The sequence below is a fragment of the Actinomadura sp. NPDC048394 genome (assembly GCF_040651755.1).
GTDB lineage: Bacteria > Actinomycetota > Actinomycetes > Streptosporangiales > Streptosporangiaceae > Spirillospora > Spirillospora montaniterrae.
In genome coordinates this window covers 1-18560 of the sequence record NZ_JBEZJL010000130.1, presented here as the reverse complement: position 1 = coordinate 18560, position 18560 = coordinate 1, and the positions used below count along the sequence as shown (strand labels likewise).

16 protein-coding genes and 1 pseudogene are annotated in these 18560 nt (G+C 66.8%); 10 read left to right on the top strand and 7 right to left on the bottom strand.

The features are described 5' to 3' along the window. Nucleotides 1-294: 294 nt before the first annotated feature. Complete coding sequence (locus AB0C78_RS48510; protein WP_360761999.1) at nt 295-1122, top strand: transposase family protein; 828 nt, start codon at nt 295-297, stop codon at nt 1120-1122. A gap of 439 nt (nt 1123-1561) precedes the next feature. Here the strand turns inward: AB0C78_RS48510 and dacB are convergent, their stop codons facing one another. Then, nucleotides 1562-3007, bottom strand: coding sequence for a D-alanyl-D-alanine carboxypeptidase/D-alanyl-D-alanine-endopeptidase (dacB, locus tag AB0C78_RS48505; RefSeq protein ID WP_360762003.1), 1446 nt, complete (start codon nt 3005-3007; stop codon nt 1562-1564). Between the two features lie 654 nt (nt 3008-3661). On the opposite strand from dacB, the gene AB0C78_RS48500 reads away from it, so the two are divergent. The 3 genes from AB0C78_RS48500 to AB0C78_RS48490 all read left to right on the top strand — a co-directional run bounded on the left by AB0C78_RS48500 (nt 3662) and on the right by AB0C78_RS48490 (nt 9613). Beyond that, the gene (locus AB0C78_RS48500; RefSeq protein WP_360761997.1) at nt 3662-3958 is read left to right on the top strand and encodes an aminotransferase class I/II-fold pyridoxal phosphate-dependent enzyme; all 297 of its coding nucleotides are present in this window, start codon (nt 3662-3664) and stop codon (nt 3956-3958) included. 100 nt (nt 3959-4058) lie between these two features. After that, nucleotides 4059-4451, top strand: coding sequence for an aminotransferase class I/II-fold pyridoxal phosphate-dependent enzyme (locus AB0C78_RS48495; RefSeq protein WP_360762001.1), 393 nt, complete (start codon nt 4059-4061; stop codon nt 4449-4451). Between the two features lie 1655 nt (nt 4452-6106). After that, complete coding sequence (locus AB0C78_RS48490; protein ID WP_360761995.1) at nt 6107-9613, top strand: bifunctional glycosyltransferase family 2 protein/CDP-glycerol:glycerophosphate glycerophosphotransferase; 3507 nt, start codon at nt 6107-6109, stop codon at nt 9611-9613. Nucleotides 9614-10090: 477 nt separating this feature from the next. On the opposite strand, the gene AB0C78_RS48485 is transcribed toward AB0C78_RS48490, so the two are convergent. From AB0C78_RS48485 to AB0C78_RS48475, 3 genes are all read right to left on the bottom strand, one after another. Beyond that, on the bottom strand, nt 10091-10288 hold the full coding sequence (locus AB0C78_RS48485; RefSeq protein ID WP_151600401.1) for a DDE-type integrase/transposase/recombinase: 198 nt from the start codon (nt 10286-10288) through the stop codon (nt 10091-10093). Further along, a complete protein-coding gene (locus AB0C78_RS48480) occupies nt 10285-10581 on the bottom strand; it encodes an IS3 family transposase (protein ID WP_360761993.1) in 297 nt (98 codons plus the stop codon). Before AB0C78_RS48480 ends, AB0C78_RS48485 begins: the two co-directional genes overlap by 4 nt. A 61-nt stretch (nt 10582-10642) precedes the next feature. Beyond that, a complete protein-coding gene (locus AB0C78_RS48475; RefSeq protein WP_328601321.1) occupies nt 10643-11188 on the bottom strand; it encodes a transposase in 546 nt (181 codons plus the stop codon). Between the two features lie 422 nt (nt 11189-11610). On the opposite strand from AB0C78_RS48475, the gene AB0C78_RS48470 reads away from it, so the two are divergent. From AB0C78_RS48470 to AB0C78_RS48455, 4 genes are all read left to right on the top strand, one after another. Further along, nucleotides 11611-11772: a hypothetical protein gene (locus tag AB0C78_RS48470; protein WP_360761991.1), complete on the top strand. Its 162-nt coding sequence runs from the start codon at nt 11611-11613 to the stop codon at nt 11770-11772. Between the two features lie 14 nt (nt 11773-11786). Then, on the top strand, nt 11787-11942 hold the full coding sequence (locus AB0C78_RS48465; protein ID WP_160574019.1) for a hypothetical protein: 156 nt from the start codon (nt 11787-11789) through the stop codon (nt 11940-11942). A gap of 100 nt (nt 11943-12042) precedes the next feature. Further along, the gene (locus AB0C78_RS48460) at nt 12043-12855 is read left to right on the top strand and encodes an alpha/beta hydrolase (protein ID WP_360761989.1); all 813 of its coding nucleotides are present in this window, start codon (nt 12043-12045) and stop codon (nt 12853-12855) included. A 12-nt stretch (nt 12856-12867) separates the two neighbouring features. Then, nucleotides 12868-13653 carry a MerR family transcriptional regulator gene (locus AB0C78_RS48455; RefSeq protein WP_360761987.1) on the top strand — a complete coding sequence of 262 codons (786 nt, stop codon included), beginning with the start codon at nt 12868-12870 and terminating at the stop codon, nt 13651-13653. A gap of 373 nt (nt 13654-14026) precedes the next feature. Here the strand turns inward: AB0C78_RS48455 and AB0C78_RS48450 are convergent, their stop codons facing one another. Beyond that, on the bottom strand, nt 14027-15379 hold the full coding sequence (locus AB0C78_RS48450; protein ID WP_360761985.1) for an MFS transporter: 1353 nt from the start codon (nt 15377-15379) through the stop codon (nt 14027-14029). Nucleotides 15380-15492: 113 nt separating this feature from the next. Between AB0C78_RS48450 and AB0C78_RS48445 the strand changes: the two genes are divergently transcribed. Next, nucleotides 15493-16326: a helix-turn-helix transcriptional regulator gene (locus AB0C78_RS48445; protein ID WP_360761983.1), complete on the top strand. Its 834-nt coding sequence runs from the start codon at nt 15493-15495 to the stop codon at nt 16324-16326. Nucleotides 16327-16399: 73 nt separating this feature from the next. Here AB0C78_RS48445 and AB0C78_RS48440 read toward each other — a convergent pair whose 3' ends face one another. After that, a complete protein-coding gene (locus tag AB0C78_RS48440; protein WP_360761981.1) occupies nt 16400-16714 on the bottom strand; it encodes an ADP-ribosyltransferase in 315 nt (104 codons plus the stop codon). A gap of 16 nt (nt 16715-16730) precedes the next feature. Further along, nucleotides 16731-17252, bottom strand: a complete 522-nt coding sequence (locus AB0C78_RS48435; RefSeq protein ID WP_360761980.1) for an IS5 family transposase — start codon at nt 17250-17252, stop codon at nt 16731-16733. 188 nt (nt 17253-17440) lie between these two features. Here AB0C78_RS48435 and AB0C78_RS48430 point away from each other — a divergent pair. Next, nucleotides 17441-18466, top strand: a pseudogene (locus AB0C78_RS48430) (IS110 family transposase); the annotation flags it as partial. Between the last annotated feature and the right edge of the window lie 94 nt (nt 18467-18560).

The window sequence follows — 18560 nt, the reverse complement described above, 5'->3', positions numbered from 1 at the left end:
CTCCTCCGAGTAGTTCTCCTTCGCCATCCAGACCCTCCAGCCCGGACACCATGATCCAGGACTCAGGGTGACCACGATTCAGGGGGAAGGCCCGAACCTCGGCCGGACGGCACAAAGAAGATCTTCACAGTTGACGTGATCTCAGCGAAATCGATTCGGACAGTGATGCTTTCACGGGTACAGACGGCATCAGCGGGGTAGACACGCGGACGGATCAGCGGGGCCCGGAAACAGGCGTGGAGCTCCCGTAGAAGAGGTCTCACCACAAGAAGCACCTTCTACGGAAAGCTCCACGTGATCTCCTATCGTGCCACGCTTGATGTCTCCCGGGAACTCGTCCGCCACCTCGGCCGGCTGCTGCACACTGAACGCCGTCGGCGAGCCACCCCGAAGGGCAGCAGGGCGCTGACCTGCTTCTGGCAGGCCGTCCTGGCGCTGCGGTGGTTCTGTGACCGCACCGATCCGGCTGCTCTCGGACGTGACCACGGCGTATCGCGGGCGACCGCCTACCGCTACATCGACGAGGTGATCGAGGTGCTGGCAGCCCAGGCGCCCGACCTGCACGCAGCACTCCAACGAGCCAAAGACGACGGGCTGGCGCACCTGATCACGGACGGCACGATCATCGAAAGCGACCGATGCCGGGAAACAACAAGGAGCGTCAAAGGCGAGGCGATCGATCTGTGGTACTCCGGCAAGGCCCACACCCACGGCGGGAACGTGCAGGCGCTGTTCGCCCCGGACGGCTTCCCGCTATGGGTCAGCCACGTCGAGCCCGGCTCGGTCCACGACCTGACCGCCGCCCGTGAGCACGTGCTCGCCGCCTTGTACAGGGCTGCCGCCGACGGTCTGCCCACACTCGCCGACTCCGGCTACGAAGGCGCCGGCATCGGCGTGTTCACCCCGGTCAAACAACCCGCCGGCGGCCGGGTCCTCGACGTCGACACCCGCACCTACAACATGCTGCTGCGTGCCCTGCGCTGCCTGGGCGAACGCGGCTTCGCCCTGCTCACCCAGCGTTGGCGAACCCTGCAGCACATCACTGCCAGCCCCAGCAAAATCGGCGACATCATCCGAGCCGCGCTCGTCCTCGTCCATTTCGAACGCGGCTATCTCACCTGAAAATTGGTGAGATCACCTCAGTGCGCGGCGGCGACCAACTCTGGCCGCGCAGCCCGTAGGCGTGTACGCCTTGCCTCACCGCCATCCTCCAAGCGATCCTCACCCTGCACCATCACGCCAACTGAGATTGGAAACACCGTGATCGTGGTGGAGTTCATCGTGTCCAGAGGACCACCTTGGGTGTCCCGCATGTGATCACCTGCCAGGCCTTCGAGGTCTTGTAGTCCTGATTCCGACAAATGGTCAACCGCCAGCCGACCCCGCGGAAAGAGCGGCGCGCTCGGCAGCATCTGGAGACCAATCGGGTGTTCACCGCCGCAGGTGGCACCGTCTCGACGCTTTCAGGGGTTTGACCGTTCAGGCCGCGCCATAAGTCTCCGATCCGCCAGACCGGAGGAATGCTCGCCACCCGATCGGCGCGTTAATCACGACTGGACGCCTACGACTCCAATTCTGCCGTGGAGGCCGCGAGACGGCCGACGAACGCGTCTTCGAGAGCCGTGGGCGGTTCGGTGAGGAGGCCGTTGATCATCAAGGCGAACGCCAGGTGCCGTCCGCGGGTGCCGGTGACATAGCCGGAAAGGCAGCTCACTCCGGTGAGAGTTCCGGTCTTGGCGTGTACTCGTCCGGCGGCAGGGCCGCTGCGCATCCTATCGGCGAGGGTGCCGCCCATCATCCGGTCAGGGTTGCCGGACACCGGAAGGGCGTTATACCACGTCCTGAACCATGGCTTGCTCCCGGCAGAGACCAGAAGGCTGGTGATCTGACGCGGTGAAACCGCGTTCAACGACGACAGTCCCGAGCCGTCGCGCAGGCGCAGTCCGTTGATGCCCATGCCGGTCAGGAACTTCGAGACAGCCGCCAGCCCGGCAGGCCAGGTGCCCTGGTGCGATACCTGCTCGCCCATGGCCTTGACGAGGGTCTCGGCCATCGTCGAGTTGCTCCGCTTGAGTAGCGGGACCACAAGCGACGACAAGGGAGGCGATTCGTGCGAAGCGAGTCGATGCGCGCCGGGCGGCGTCGCCCGCCGTGTGATGGATCCGTCGAGCCGGATCCCGTGGCCGGTCAGCGCTTTACGGAAGAGCGCGGCGGCGTATGCGGTGGGATCCCAGACGCTCACCGGCTTTCTGAGTTGCGGCGCGCCCGCGGCCATCGTGCCGGTGACCACGATCGTGTTGCCGCCGCGCTCGCGCCGCACCACGATGTCCGAAGGGCCCTGCCCGCGGACGACGCGGTTGACCACGGTGAAGAAGTTCCCGGGATCCGCCGCGAGTCGCACCTCGGGGTGTCGTCTTCCGGGATCCACCTCGACCATGACCGAGCCCGCGTCATGGTCGGAGTCGGACGAGACCGTGAGCGCGGAGATCTGGGCCTGCTCATAACTCGATTCATCGCCGACGAGCCAGTCGGACCCGAGCCGCTGATCATCGAACCAGGTGTCGTCGGCGACCAGATTTCCGGTGATCTCTCTGATGCCGGCGGAGGCCAACTGGCCAGCGAGTGCGTCATAGTCCGACTGGCGGATACTCGGGTCGCCCGTCCCCTGGAGATAGAGGTCTCCCTTGATTCTGCGCCCCGGCCGCGCTGTTGCCAGCACCCGGGTGGAGAAACGGTAGTCCGACCCCAATACGTCCAGAGCGGCGGCGGTCGTGAGCAGTTTCTGGTTCGAGCCCGGTACCAGTGCTTTGCCGGCGTCCTTGGTGAACAAGAGCTTTCCCGTTCTGACGTCGCGCACTTCTGCTCCAACATGCGCAACCTTTAGCCGAGGGTCATGCAGTAGAGTACCTAGTTGCGCATGCAGTCGGGCTTGGCCCGTCTCCTTCTCAGTTAGCTGCCACACGGCCGTTGTTCCAGCAGCTCCGGCAACGCTCGCCAGAACGACCATCGTGATGAATGGCTTGCGCCTGCGCAGTGGCGAGATCATTTGCAAGTTCGATCCTCCACATGACTTGATCTGGCGGGCCGTTTGCGAGGTTCCGTTCGTGCGCCCAGCCCGCGTGCTTATTTGCTCTGCCGTGACCGTCCAGCCACACAGCGTCGCCGCAACCCGTCAGCCGCTCCCGGCTGCAGTGGGTTCCGTAAGCGACGCGAACTCGTTAGGCGGCTGGAAGCGTTGCCCATCACATCCTCAGCCCCGAGGGCGTCGCGTTCGCCACACGCGCGAAGGCCGTCACCACCCGCAGGCACGGCGCAAGGGAGGACGCGGCTCGCACGAGCGAGACAACTTCCACTTCTCCATGGCGGACTGAGTAGGTGCCCGGCGTCGTCGGCTCAGCTGCGTGCCCCCGAACGCCGGCGCCTCGCCACGGCAGTGCGACCGGGTGACCGTCCCCCGACCCCCGGGTCTTGCCATGGCAAAAAGATATCCAGATTCAAGATTGAGATCTCAATGTAATATGCGGCGGACTCCCGGCCCTCGGTACTCCCCGCAGCGAAAAGCCTTCCGATCACGAGTGCGGTGGGTACGCGCGATCGCGCGCCGCAAAGCGCACGCGACGACGTACGCGTCCCTCCTCTCGTTAGCGTCCCGCTCCTTCCCTTGCCCGAGCACGTGCGGCGCGAGGTCGCACAGATGATGGAGCAGCCCGACCTGCGGGAGAATCGCGGGCTCCCCGAGTTGCGAGCGGCGATCGCCGCCGAACTCGGGCGGAAGCACCGTCTGCGCGTCGATCCCGAGCGTCTTCTACTGATCACTCACGGAGTGATGCACGGCCACTCGCTCGCGCTTCGCATGGTGCTCACAGCGGGTGACGAGGTGATCGTGCCGACTCCGACCTTCTTCTTCGACGGCGCCATCCGCGAGGCCTGCGTACGTCCCGTCCCGCGAGTGCGGTGAATGAGCTCCTCGGCCTCGCCGGGCTGGAGGCCGCGGCCACTCCCCGCAGCCGGGCTGTGTTCCTGTGAACCCGACAGGCTGACCGCCCGACGCCGCGACGATCGCGGCGGTCGTCGACATCGCGGCACGTCACGGCCTCCTGGGAATCTCCGACGACTCGTGGCAGCGCTTCGCCTTCGATGGCCACCGCTACCAGCCGGTGGGGGCCTTCGCTGATCGCTGGCCGCACATCGTCACGGTCATGCGCCTCAGCAAGTGCTACGCGCTCGCGAGCTGGCGAATGGGCTATGTCCTGGCGCCGCCGCCGGTCATCGACGCGCTCGAGGACCGCTTGCAGTGGGAGGCGGTCTGCTGCGGCGTGGTCCCCGCAGAGCGCCGCTGCCGACGCCCTGATCGGGCTGCGGGACTGCCTCGACAAGGCGCTTCCCATACCAGGCGAAGCGCCACCTCGTGTGCGACGGCATCGCCGCGACCGGCCTCCCCGCGCCCGTGAGACCTGATGCCGGCGCGTTCCCTGCTGGTCGACCGCACCCGCCTCGGGAACACGCCGAGCGACATCGACCGAGTTATCTTGCGCAACGTTATCTTGCGCAACGGCATCGCGGCGGTCCGCGACGCCGATATGCACGCCCCCGTCTACGCAACGTCCGCCTCACGTTCGGCTCGGGCGAGCAACTGCTCCGCCGCCTCGCCATGGCCTGCCAGGAGTCCGCGGCGGGCAGGTCACGACACGACGACAGCGAATCCCGCGGGACGAATGAACGCCAGGCTTGCCCGGGAGGCCGTTTCAGGGACAGTAGGTGAGTGGGACCGCCACCCAACCGGTCCCACTTCCGGTCCCTGTTCCCCCGATTCGATGCCTCGCCGGTCGGGGGAACAGGGACATCTGCCCGAGGGTTCTTGAGCCGCAGGCGGCTCACTGGGGCAAGAGATGCGATCGACGTTTCACCGAGCAGGACAGGAGATGAGGGCCCGGCCAAGGCCGGGCCCTCATCTTCGGATCTCGCGCCGACAGGACCGGGGGTCATGGGCATGTCCGGAGGAACGAGATCCGGACTGGTCGCGGCCCCGGCTTCCGTGGCCGCGTGGAGTACCGTCCTGGAACTTCTGCGGTACGCCACCGTCATTGACCGACCTCTCTCGCCGCGTCCGCGGCCCAAGGGTGGCGGGGGTGATAGCTCGTAGCGAGGAGAAATATCGAGAGATGGCCGTGAGGAACTTGCGCACGCGGCGTTCGGCGGGACCGTTCAAAGAGGACGGAGATGCCTTGGACGGTGGAGTGACCGCGTTGTACCCCGGAGCACGAAGCAACAGGCCCTTGCCGCCCATGCAAGTCCCTCAGAACATCGTCCGGCATCTACAGCAGCGGCGGAAACACTGGTTGTGCTGGCATGGAAACCTAGCCGGGCATTATTAGGCAATGACTCGTAACGGATCGGTGATTCTTGCCGAGGGCGATCCCGGAAGGGTTCCTTGGCGAGGTGAATCGGGTTGACAAGGCGTGCGGAGGCGCGCTTTCCGCGCGAGTCTGAACGGTTGAACGGCTATTTTGCCACAAAAATGAGAAAGTCGAAAGTTTCGCCCTTCGCGGGCGAAGTCGAACGCAAGGAGCTGCCATGCCGACGTGGACGCACTGCCTCGTTCCGGGCGTGTTCTTGTTCGCCTTGGCGTCGACGTACTTCGCCTATCTGTTCCAGTCGCTGGACCGGCGTCCACGCCGTCGAGACGGTGGCCTGGCTGGATCTGCGGACCGGGTGCCGTGGTCGCGCGCGGGTTGGCCGCCGGTGGATCGGGCGCTTGCGTGCTCGCCCGTCGAGCATCGCCCGGGGGGTGAGGCGTGCGCAGACCAGGGCACCCGCCTTGGGAGTGCCGATGATGAGGGGTACGCAGGAGCCGGAGCCCGTGGTCAGGGGTGACCAGGAACCGATGCGAACAGGCGGCGTCGAGCAACGACCGGTCGTCGGAGCATGACGGGGCGAAACTGGCAGTGGTTCTGTGTATCGCCGATAACTCGGTTTGTCCTGCAGTCCGTAGCCGCCTCGCGCATTCGCGCATCCGCAGCCGGCTATTAAACCTTCCTCGCTGAATTGGAACGTGATGCTGTCATTCTCCAGTGGGGCACCAGAGGGCCGCGCCTGTCGGCTCAGCGTGATCGTACCCTTCTATAATGTCGAAGAGTTCCTTGACGACTGCCTCGCCTCCATCGCGAATCAGACGTTCCAGGATCTCGAAGTCATCATGGTCGATGACGGCTCGACCGATCGCAGTGGGGATATCGCCCGCTCGTACGTGAAGCGCGATCCCCGATTCGTCCTGCTGAGCTCGGACAACAAGGGGCCGGGCGCCGCGCGCAATCTCGGCGTCGAGCGCGCCCGAGGGGAGTTGCTCGCGTTCGCCGACGGCGACGACATCGTTGCGCACAATGCCTACGAGTTGCTCGTCCACACCATCGAGGAGTCCGGATCCGACCTGGTATCCGGCGGCGTCCAGCGCCTCGGTCCGGAGGGTGTGCGCGCTTCGGCGCTGCACAGCAGGGCGATCCGTTCAGACCGTACGGGGACGCACATCACCAAGACGCCGCGCCTTCTGTACGACGTCACGATGTGGAACAAGGTGGTCCGTAGATCGTTCTGGGACGCCCACGAGTTCAGGTTTCCGGAAGGTGTGCTGTACGAGGACATCAGACTCGCCGTCCAGCTCCACTGCCTGGCTCGGCGCGTGGACGTCCTAACCGACGTCATCTATTACTGGCGCGAGCGTGGGCAGGGCGACCTGTCGATCACGCAGCGGCGCACCGACATCGGCAACCTCCATGACCGGATCGAGGCGCTGCTGGCCATCGACGAGTTTCTGCGATCCCATGGCTCGCGTCGGCTGCTCCGCAAGCATCAACGCAAAGCACTCGCCAACGACCTGCTCCTGTACTTTCGTGATCTTCCGCGCACCGACGATGCCTACCGCGAGCGGTTCCTCGACCTCGTCAACAGCTACACCTGCCAGGTCAGCGCTCGAGTGATGAGGACGCTCACTTCGCGGGCCAGGCTCAAGTTCCACCTCGCCGAGCGACGATTGATGCCCGAGCTGCTGCAATTCCTGATTTGGGAACGGACCGAGCTGGGCGGCGCGGTTCCCACCGTGAGACGGCGCGGCCGTCTCCTGGCCGACCTGCCGTTTCGCGGCGACTCGCGGCTGAACATTCCCGACCGTGTCTTCCGGCTGTCGTTCCGGGAGACGCTTCCCGTCACCCGGGTCGACTCGGTCGAGTGGCACCAGGGAAAACTGCGCGTCACCGGCCGCAGCTACGTCAAGTTTCGCAGCATCACCAAGCGGCGGCACACGAGCAAACTGCTCGTGCTCATGCCACAACGGCGGCTGAGCCTGCCGGTACTGGTTCAGATGAAATCGGTGTTCGATCCCGAAGCCACCGTACGATCCGGCCAGGAGCGCTACTGCTACGACTGGGGCGGTTTCGAGTGCACGATCGATCCATGGCGCCTCCGGGCGTTCGGCCGGTGGCGGCACGGCGAGTGGAGGTGCATTGTCCTCGTCCGGGGCCGCGGGATGTGGCGTCCGATGTGGCTGCACACGCCTGTCCAGGGCCGGCCCCAGCGCCCCGAACACCGCCTTGGCGACCCGACGACCCGCGTACGCGCCCGATGGAGCGGCCGCAAGCTTGTGATCGACGTTGTACGCCTGGACGCGGCTCTCACCGGTCACCGCATGGACGGTGACGAGCTTGAGGTCACCGGACGGCTGATCGGCTCGGCCGCAGCTCGTAGCGAAAGCCTCCAACTCCTTCTTCGACGCGTGCGCGGCACGGCCACGCTGGAGTTCCCCATCGAGAGACTCACGGACCACGAGTTTCGCGGGCGAGTCGATCTTTCCCGGCTGACCGCGGAGGTGGAACTCGCAGAGCGGCTGGCCGGTACCGAGCGAACCGGAGAGGGCATTCACTGGGAGCTGTTCGTGCTGGTCGGAGCCGACGAGCCGGTGCGCCTCGCCATCATCGACGGGCTTATCGAGAGCCGATACGCACATGGTGGGCGCGAGTTCGCCGTGCTGGCCACGCGCTACGGCAACGCGCTCCTCACCGAGCGGGCATTCCGGCCGGTCATCGACGAACACGAGTGGACCGCCGACGGCCGGCTCATCCTGCGAGGCACCATCATCGACCCGGCCCGTGAAACCATCGAGACGGTGTTGCTTCGCCATGGTTCGACGGACCGGCACGTGTTCGGCTTCGAGCGAGATGGGGACCGCTTCACGATCGAGATCGCCGTCACGGCGATCGAATCGTACGGCGCCATCACGCCGATCCGCGACGGCGAATGGCGAATCGCTGTGCGCCGGCCAGGTGCCGCCGAGACGGTCCCAGTGACGTACGACCACGCAAGTCTCGCCGCACTGCGGGAGGAGCCGGTCACGTACGGCCCCAAACGCTATCGCTTTATGTGCGCCGACTACGACAATCCCATCGTCGTGGTCGAGCACGACGTGGAACCCGCCGAGCGGGGCCGTTTCAACCAGCGTGTACTGCGAGAGGTGACCTACCCTCGAATGATGCGCGAACCGCTGCGCGACGCGGTCCTCTTCGTGAGCTGGAAGGGCAAGTCCTGCTCGGACAGCCCTCGCGCCATAGCAGACGAACTGCGACGACGCGGCGATCAGCGCGACCACATCTGGGTCGTGCGCGACGTGGCCACGCCCGCCCCCGACGGCGCGATCGTCGTACGGCAGAACAGCCTCGCCTACTACGCCGCACTCGCGCAGGCCAGGTATGTTGTGTCCAACGACGACATGCCGAAGGACTACGTCAAGCGCGAGGGCCAGAGCTATGTGCAGACCTGGCACGGCACTCCGCTGAAACGCATCGGCTTCGACATAGAACAGGTGCGGTTCGCCAGCGGCGACGCCTACCTGGACCACCTCGCCGCGGACGTGGCCAAATGGGACCTGCTGCTGTCGCCCAACCCGTTCAGCACCGAGGTCCTGGCGCGTGCGTTCCGCTATGACGGTGAGGTGTTGACGAGCGGCTACCCACGCAACGACCTGCTTTTCGCACCCGACACCGCAGAGCGCATTTCGCGAATACGCGAACATCTCGGAATCGCGGCCGACAAGCGGGTGGTGTTGTACGCCCCGACCTGGCGTGACGACCAATTCCACGGTGGCGGCCGGTATCGGTTCAACATGCGCCTCGACGTGGCGCGGGCACGGGAGCAGTTGGGTGACGACCATGTCCTGCTGATCCGCGGGCACCACCTCATGGCCGACGACGTCCACGGGCCTGCCTTGGGCGACTTCGCGATGAACGTCACGAGCTACCCGGAGATCACCGATCTTTACCTGATCAGTGACATCCTGGTGACCGACTACTCCTCAGCCATGTTCGACTTCGCCTGCACACGACGGCCCATCGTCTACTTCACCTACGACCTCGCCGAATACCGCGATCAGCTGCGCGGGTTCTACTTCGACCTGGAAGCCGAGGCGCCGGGCCCGCTGCTCTCGACGTCGGACGAGGTCATCGCGGCGATCCGCGACATCGACACGATCTCCGCCGATTACAAGGCCTCTTACGACGCCTTCGTCGAGCGGTTCTGCGCCTTCGACGACGGCCGGGCCGCGGCTCGCGTCGCCGACCGGCTGGTCTGATGTATCGACGCGGAGACATACATCAACAGATGTAGCCCGGAAGGGGGCAACGACCGTCCGGCAGCGGTGTTGGGGTGGTCGGGACTGATCAGGCGGCATGGCCGAGGCCTGATTCGGGCCTGTGCCCGTCGGCCATGCCCCGTCGGTGGGTTGGTGTGCCCCGGCGCCGGGTCGGCATCGGCGGCTCCCGTGCAAGGTGATGACCGGCCCGGCGCCGGGCGGGGACGGACGGGCCTGTTGGGGGTGGGAGTGTGCCTTACCGGTGTTTGGAGGATCGGTGAGGCGGGACTTCCACCCTGATCGTGGAGACCGGTTGCTTTGCGCGGCGGTCAGCGTAGTTGATCGGTTCTCGTATTCTTGCGCTCGAGACTGGCCGAAGAACACCTCGGCCAAGGCGTTGTCAGCACTGGAGCCGACCGCGCCCATCGACTGGCGTACCCCGGCCGCCGCGCACGCGTCGGCGAACGCAGTTGATGCCTACTGCCCGCCGTGATCGGAGTTGAAGATCACGCCCGGGACCTCGCCGCCGCAGGTCTGCACCGCCGCGTTCAGGGCATCGACGACCAGTTCGGCGCGCATATGCTCGGCCATCGAGCTGCCCACCAGCCGGCGGGTGCCGATGTCGATCACGGTGGCCAGGACCATCCGCCGCCCGGCGACCGGCAGATAGGTCACATCCCGTACCAGCGCTCATCGGCCCGGCCGGCGCTGAAGCCGCGACGCAGCAGGCCCGGCACCGCCGCGGCAGCCGGAGCGGGTACCGTGGCGCGGTAGCGGCGTCGTTGGTGACGGCCGACGATGCCGTGTTCGCGCATCACCTGCTCGACCCGCTCGCGATTGACCACCGTGCCCGCCTCCCGCAGTTCGGCATGGACCCGCGGCGAGCCGTAGACGCCACCCGAAGCGGCATGCACGCCGCGGATCCGTGCGGCCGGCCGCGCATCGTCGGCGACCCGCGCAGCCCGCACCGGAGCCGCACCTCACCAGCGGCAATAGCCCGAACATGACAGGCCCGGCGCTCCATGATCTTCACAGTCGCAGCAGGCAATGCACCCGTCTTGGACGCCGCGATTGCGGAGTTCGGCCGAGCACGGTGCTCCAGTGCTTAGCGCCCTCACCGCCGGTCCCGCCCGACAGCCCAAGCACGTCGCGTTCGACGTGGCCGTTGATGCCCACCGCCACGTAGGTCGGACGGTTGGCCACCTGGCCTTTGCCGATCTTGACATACAGCGCGTCGATCAGCACGACGGGGTAGACGCTGTCGAGCGGCCGGGCCCGCCAGGCTTCCGTCTCCTCGACCGCCTCGTCGGTGACCCGCGAGACCAGGTCACGCGAGACCTCGACCTGGTACATCTCGGCCGGATGGGCGCGGATCTCGCCGGTGGTCAGGCTCTTGGCATACAGCGAGACGATCGCCTCGTCGAACCCCTCGACCCGGCGGGGCACGATCTGCGGCTCGAACACCCCTGCCCGGTCCCGCGGCACCTCGATCCGCACCGGCCCGACCTCGGTCGGCACCGTCTTTGCCGCGCTGCCGCTCCAGCCCCTCGGCCGCCAAGGTCCATGCCGATGCACGAGCCGGCGGCGAAGACCACGCGCACGCCATTCGAATCCTTGCCCGCATGGATCTGCGTGATCTGGCGATGCCGGCTCGACGGCACCCCGTACACCCCCGCCAAACACGGAGCCGCGGCAGCTCCCAGTGCACCTACGCTGCCTGAGCTTGACACAGGAAGTATCACCACCACGCTCGGCTTCCGCGACCTCAAGGCGGTCAACCCCGTCCGGAATGCTCAACGAAGATCACCAGCCCACCATCGACGCCGGGTTCACCGGCCGGATCGCTGGCCGCGGCGTCGTTGTGCGTTCACCGAACGATGTGCAGCCATAGCAACCGGCGGCCGACGTCCACCGCTTCGATACACAGCGCGGGTACCGCCGTGATCGGGATATGTACTGGTGCAAACCCACGTCCGTCTTGGCAAGGGCGTCCGCCGGTGATCATCGGATCCGCCGTTCATTCGACACTCCTCGGCCACGGCGGCCCTCGGGCCAAGAACGGCCTGGCGCCGGCAGGGCACGGTGTCGAGGCGGTGCGCGATACCATCGCGGCCTCGTTCACCGCCTGGCCCGAGCATCTGCGCCGGTCGCTGATCTGAGACAAGGCGCCGAGATGGTTCAGCACGCGCAGCTGCGCCTCGACACCGGCCAGCGGAACTACTCCACCGACCCGGACCGCTCTGCTCGACGGACCCATCTGGGCCTCGCAGGTCCGGCCGACCTGGACGAGCTGGCCCTGTGGTCTGGGCCGGCTGCGGCCTCCGCCTGACGCTTGGGCCGGGACGGATCGTTCGGCACGGGTTGCCGGTCGTGGCCGTGTCGCGTTGCTATTGACCCTGACGCAGGGGCAATCTCTCACCATGGTCGGCATGACCGCGATGCAGCACTTCAAGATCTTTCATGACGGTGTCACGATCCCGGTGTCCCGCGGCGGGCGGGGACGTCCGCTGGTCCTGTGCCCTGGGCTGAACTCGACCCAGTCCGACCTGCACGAACTGGCCGGGTCGTTGCGGCGTGACCATGACGTGGTGACCTTCGACCTGCGGGGTCACGGTCTCGCCTCGGCCGCCGACCGGTACTCCTTCGAAGCGTTCCTCAGCGATCTGACCGCCGTGATGGGACGACTCGACCTCGACACGGCGCCCGTGCTCGTGGGCTACTCGCTGGGCGCGGACCTGGCCGTGCACTATGCCTGCGAGCATCCTGGCGCCGTGGCCCGGCTTGTTCTCATCGACGGGGCGAACCCGGTGCCCGAACCGTTCATCACCGAAGCCCTCCTGCCGGAGTTTCGCGCGATGTGGGAGGAGATGGTGACGCAGCAGGAGGCTGCGCGGGGCACCGCACGTCAGGTGCTACTCACCGCCCAGGAGATTCTCGACCTGAATCTCGAGATCGATGCCGTCCGGTCCGGGATCCTCGACCGGTACCGGAAGATCGACCGACCCATCAGCATGATCATGTCGACTTCGATGGCCGGCGACAGCGGCGAAGGGCACGCGCCGCGGTTCAATCGCAACTGGCGTGCCGGCGTCGAGCGCCTTGTCCGCGAGCAGCCGCACATCGCCACAACCTGGCTCGACGCCGACCACACACTGGCCTTCACCCACGCGCCACAAATCGGAGAGATCATCCGGAACACATCCGGCCCAGCCGAACGGGCCGGGTCCTGGAACACCCCGTAGGATACTGGTCCGATGCTGACCATCGGCGAGCTGGCGTCGTACGCCGGAGTCACCGTGCGCGCGGTGCGGCACTATCACGCCAAGGGACTGCTGCCTGAGCCCGAACGGGATCACTCCGGCTACCGTAGATACGACGCCGGCGCCGCGATCGAACTGATCAAGATCCGGACACTCGCCCAAGCCGGCGTGCCGCTGGCGCGGGTGCGGGAGCTGCTGCAGGCCGACGAGGAGGAGTTCGCCGCGGCGGTCGCGGACATCGATGAGCGGCTGCGAGCCGAGATCCGGCAGCGTCAGTGTCACCGGAAGCAGATCGCCCGGCTCGCCGCCGGGGACCAGCTGGCGCTGCCACCGGAGGTGGTCGAATATCTCGACCGATTGCGGGCACTCGGCGTCGATGAGCGGATGGTTCATGCCGAACGCGACGGCTGGATCCTGTTGGCCGCGCACTCGCCCGAGCGAGTCACCGAGTGGATAGCCCGCAAACGCGAGCAGATCGCCGACCCGCAGCTCATCGACTTCTACCGGACCATTGGCCAGGCTCTTGACCAGCCGCCCGACGATCCACGGCTGGTCGAGCTGGCCGACGAACTAGCCGCCTACATCACACGGATGGCCGAGGAACAGGGCGAGGACTACGTCGACGACGCCGACATCGAGCCACCGCTGGTCAAGCTGATGGACACACTGGCGTTCGACACCGTGCCGCCGGGCCGTCAACTGATCAAGCTGCTCAAGAAGCGAGGCTGGACCGGCTGGACCAAGCTAGAGCGCGTGGCCCCCAGGGATCCGCCTTCCTGACAACAGAGGAAAGGCCCCGCCGACGGACATAGGGTTGCCAGGCGACGTGCTTGCACGCCCTCAGCGTCCGGTGGCTATTCCAGCGCCGCTACCCTGATCTGTCACCACCGACCAACCACATGAGATGTGCGCGCTGGCCGCAGCCGCCGGCGAAAGGCTCTGGAGGAACCTGGCGCCGTACGGACGCCGGTCAGCAAGGCCGGCTACCGGGTAGCCGCAGCTATCCTTCCGGGGTACGAGCGTGGGTCCTCGCACCGCGCGGTGACCGCCGAGACCACGACCGCACCGGCCGAACACCCTGCCCCGACATTCGCCAGCCCGGTAGGCGCCGAGCCGATGCGGCGTGACACGTATGTGATGACCGCGATGACGATCAGGCGCGGGCGGCTGCGATCGCGGCGGAGATCACGACCACGGCGGCGGCAGCGGCGAAGGCCGCATGGTAGCCCCCCAGAGACAACGCGGTGTTCCCTCCGCCGATCGCGACCAGCACCGCCGGCCCGATGCCGCTGCCGATCTGGAGGGCGGTGGATGTCACCGCTGAGGCCGTGGCGCGCGCGGACTCCGGGACGTCCCGCAAGCCGGTGGCCATAAGAGCGGGGAACGCCATGCCCTGGCCGATACCGGTGATGACCAGCCCTGCGAGGATCGGCCACCAGTACCGGCTGTGCTCGCCGGTGAGGCACCAAAGGCCGACACCGCCGCCGGTGAGGAGCAGGCCGGTGGTGAGAATCGTTCGCAACCCGAAGCGGGGAATCAGCCGTCCCACGAGCGCCGCCGTGCCCGCGACCGTGATGCTGACCGGCAGTATGCCCAGGCCCGAGGCGGCCGCCGTCATGCCACGGACGTTCTGCAGGTAGAGCGGGACGAAGAACAGCGACCCCGTGACACAGAAATAGAACGCGACCGCACCACCGGCCGCCAGCCGGACTGAACCGAGCCGCAGCAATGCCCGGTCGAGCAGGACGGGTCGCCCATCACGGCCCCTCCACCACCACAGTGCCGCGAAGCTGACCGCCACCGCCAGCACGGGCACCGCCGTAGCCGAGGCCTGCGTAGCCAGATCTCCACCAAGGACCAGCAGCGCGATCGACGCGGTGAGAAAACCCGCCCCGAGTACATCCACACGTCCGGGCCGTTCGACGCGGGCGGATGGCACCAGCTGGGCGGCTCCAACGGCGGCGAACGCGATGGACGCCTGCACGCCGAATACCCAGCGCCATCCGCCTGTGCTCGTCAGGACTCCGCCGAGCACAAGTCCCAACCCATAGGCGGCGGCTTGCGCCGAGGAAAAGATCCCAAGCGCCCACGTCCGCGCGGTACCCGCCGGATACACGTCGGTGACCAACGCTGTGGCGGCGGGCAGCGTGACTGCGGCACCCGCTCCCTGCACGACACGTCCCGCCGCGACCATCCAGAACGCCGGGGCCGTCAGGGACACCACCGCTCCCGCCGCCAGCACCAGGAGCCCGAAGACCAGAACCCGGCGACGCGGGAATCGATCCGCCAGCGCGCCACCACCGAGGAGCAGTCCGGCGAACGCGAGAGCGTACCCAGTGACGGCCCAGGACAGGCTCTGCGCGGAGACGGAGAACTGCCGACCGATCGCGGGTAGGGCGCTGTTGATGACGGCCACGCCTCCGGCGTCCAACCCGGCCGCAAGACTGAGAGCCGCCAACGGGAGAGGAAGTGCGTTGGCTGGTGGGGCGGGGGTTTTTGTGATCATGACGCCAGCCTTCTGCCGACGCGTCCAGGTAACCAGACACCGCTGAGGGGAGGCCCTCGCAGGGCCACCCTCCAATGGGGCGCTCCCAACGGCGAGCATCGATACTGGTCCTCATGACCGCACGTGGCTTGCCGGAGCTGGCGCACTTCCTTCGGACGCGGCGCGCACGGTTGTCTCCGGAAGGCGCCGGACTCAGCCCCACCGGCGTCCGGCGGCTCCCGGGCCTTCGCCGGTCCGAGGTGGCGACGCTCGCAGGTATCAGTCCCGAGTACTACACCCGCCTTGAACAGGGCCGGCAGCGCCGCCCTTCGCCCGAGGTCGTGGATGCCCTGGCCGCCGCTCTCCGCCTCGACCGGGACGAACACCGTCACCTTCGGCGCCTCGCTGAGCGTCCGTCCCCCTCGGCACCGTCCTCTGGTATGCTGGCCGTTCCGGAGACGACGCGGCTGCTGCTGCGGTCCGTCCAGCCGTGGCCGGCGTACGTCGTCAGTCCGCTGCGGGACGTCCTGGCATGGAACGACGCGGCCGCGTGGCTCCTCACCGACTTCTCAGAACTGCCTGCCGGACGGCGCAATCTGGCCTGGTTCACGTTCTGCGACCCTCGCGCCCAAGACCTTTTCGTGGACTGGGAGGCGGTCGCAGCGGGGAACGCCCACCGCCTCCGCGACACCCTCGCGGCAGACGGTCATAACGGACGCGGCAGCGAACTGGTCAACGCCCTCGCCGCCCAGAGCCCAGCATTCGCCGACAACTGGGAACGCCACGACGTGCGGGGGCCGAACACCGGCCGCAAGAAGCTCATGCATCCGGAAGCGGGGCCGCTCACCCTCGAGTACGCCAATTACCTCCAGCCAGGACCAGACCGCCTGGAACTGGTCGTGATGACCGCCCCTGAGGACTCTGCAACACACCGCGCCCTGATGCGTCAGTCGCGACGCTCGATGTGATCATCCGGCCGCTCTTCCTCCGGTTTCCAAATGATGGCCGGGTCTTTCCGGTGGAATGACCTCGGCCCAGATGTCATAGATGGGCCCTTCGAACCCTGGGGGGAGCAGAGGCCTCTCTTTCCAGCGCCCGGACGACTTTTATAATGCGATACCTTGTACCCCGAGGGAGGAGAAGCTCCCGCTCGTGGGGGAAGTCAACCTGGCGACCAAGCCAGATCCCTTGTGCTCCTTCCGGCAAGCGCAGATGCAGAAGAAATGAATGAATGCCGGCTTTTGTTCCCGGCGTAACTCCCAATGAACTCGACATGGGTCCCGGGGAGGTCTGCACCGTACCCTCAAGAATCTGCGGGTTCCGATCATCGAGCCGAACCCCTTGGCCGTCCACCATCCATTTAGAGGGTGTCTCATGTGGGTTGTTTGGTGAGCCTCTTGTAGCAGGTGATGGCGGCGGCCAGGACGAGGAAGGCGTTGAAGAAGTGGCCGTGGCGTTCGTAGCGGATGGTCAGGCGCCGATAGCCGAGCAGCCAGGCCAGTGTCCGTTCGATCGCCCAGCGGTGTCGGCCCAGGCGTTCACCGGACTCGATGCCGGGACGGGCGATGCGCGGCACGATGCCGCGTCGCCGCAGCCAGGATCGATGCTCGGCAGAGTGGTACGCCTTGTCGGCGCGCATCTTCACCGGCCGTCGCCGACGTGGCCCACGGCGCGATCGGATCGCCGGCAACGACATCAGCAGCGGTTTGAGCGCTTGGCTGTCGTGGACGTTGACGGCCGACACCGCGACCACCAACGGCAACCCGGCGGCGTCGGACAGCACGTGGAGTTTGCTGCTCTTCTTGCCCCGGTCGACCGGATTGGGGCCGGTCAGCGTGCCCCCGTTACCTTCTTGCTGATCCGGAAACGGGTCCCCGGTCTCTGGGTCTGGCATGACTGCGTGCCCCCAGTCGGTCCATGATCGAAAAGGTGATGTCACCAGATTCGGAGGCATCGGCAGACCGCTGATGAGGGGCATGACCGCGCAGCCCTCGGGCTGGCAGGCTCTTTGTAACGTGGGTGCCGGCACGCTGATGCCGCAGGTGGGGCCGGGAAGGAGATGCTTCGAACGGAAGGCGACACGTGACCGACCCCCGCAACATCGGCGTCTTTTGTGGCCTGGACGTCGGCAAAGGCGAACACCACGCGACCGGACTGACTCCGGCGGGCAAGAAGGTGTTCGATCAGCGGCTTCCTAACAACGAGCCCAAGCTGCGAGAGCTGTTGGAGCGTCTCCGAACTCGATGGGGCACGGTGCTGGTGGTGGTCGACCAGCCTGCATCCATCGGCGCGTTGCCACTGGCGGTGGCCCGCGACATGGGATGCCAGGTCGCCTACCTGCCTGGATTGGCGATGCGGAGGATCGCCGACCTGTATCCCGGCGAGGCCAAGACCGACGCCCGAGACGCGTTCATCATCGCCGACGCCGCCCGCACCATGCCGCACACCCTTCGCCGGCTGGCGCCCGACGTCGAAGCCGTTGCCGAGTTGCAAATGCTCGTCGGCTTCGACGATGACCTGGCCCAGGAATCGACTCGACTGGTCAATCGCCTGCGTGGATTGCTCACCCAGATCCACCCTGCCCTGGAGCGGGTGCTGGGGCCGCGGCTGGACCGCCCCGCCGCGCGCGTCCTGCTGGAACGCTTCGGCTCTCCGGCGGAGCTCAGAGAGGCCGGACGAGACCGACTGGTGCGCGTGCTGCGATCCCAGGCACCACGGATGGCCGAACGCCTGACCGACGACATCCTGACCGCCCTGCAGGAGCAGACCGTCACGGTGCCCGGCACGGACGCGGCCGCACTGATCATCCCGAGCCTGGCGCGGTCGCTGAACTCCGTGGCCGACCAACGCGCAGTCCTGGCAGGACGGATCGCAGAACTCCTGGATGCCCATCCTCTTACCCAGGTCCTGACCTCGATGCCCGGCATCGGGCTCAGGACGGCCGCCCGCATCCTGATCGACGTCGGAGACTGCAGCCGCTTCCGCAGCGCCGGGCACCTGGCCGCCTACGCCGGCCTGGCCCCCGCCACCCGAACCTCGGGTCCCTCCGTCCGAGGCGAAAGCCCACCCCGGCGCGGCAACCGGCAACTCAAACGCGCCTTCTACCTGGGCCTTCCCCCTGAATCGTGGTCACCCTGAGTCCTGGATCATGGTGTCCGGGCTGGAGGGTCTGGATGGCGAAGGAGAACTACTCGGAGGAGTT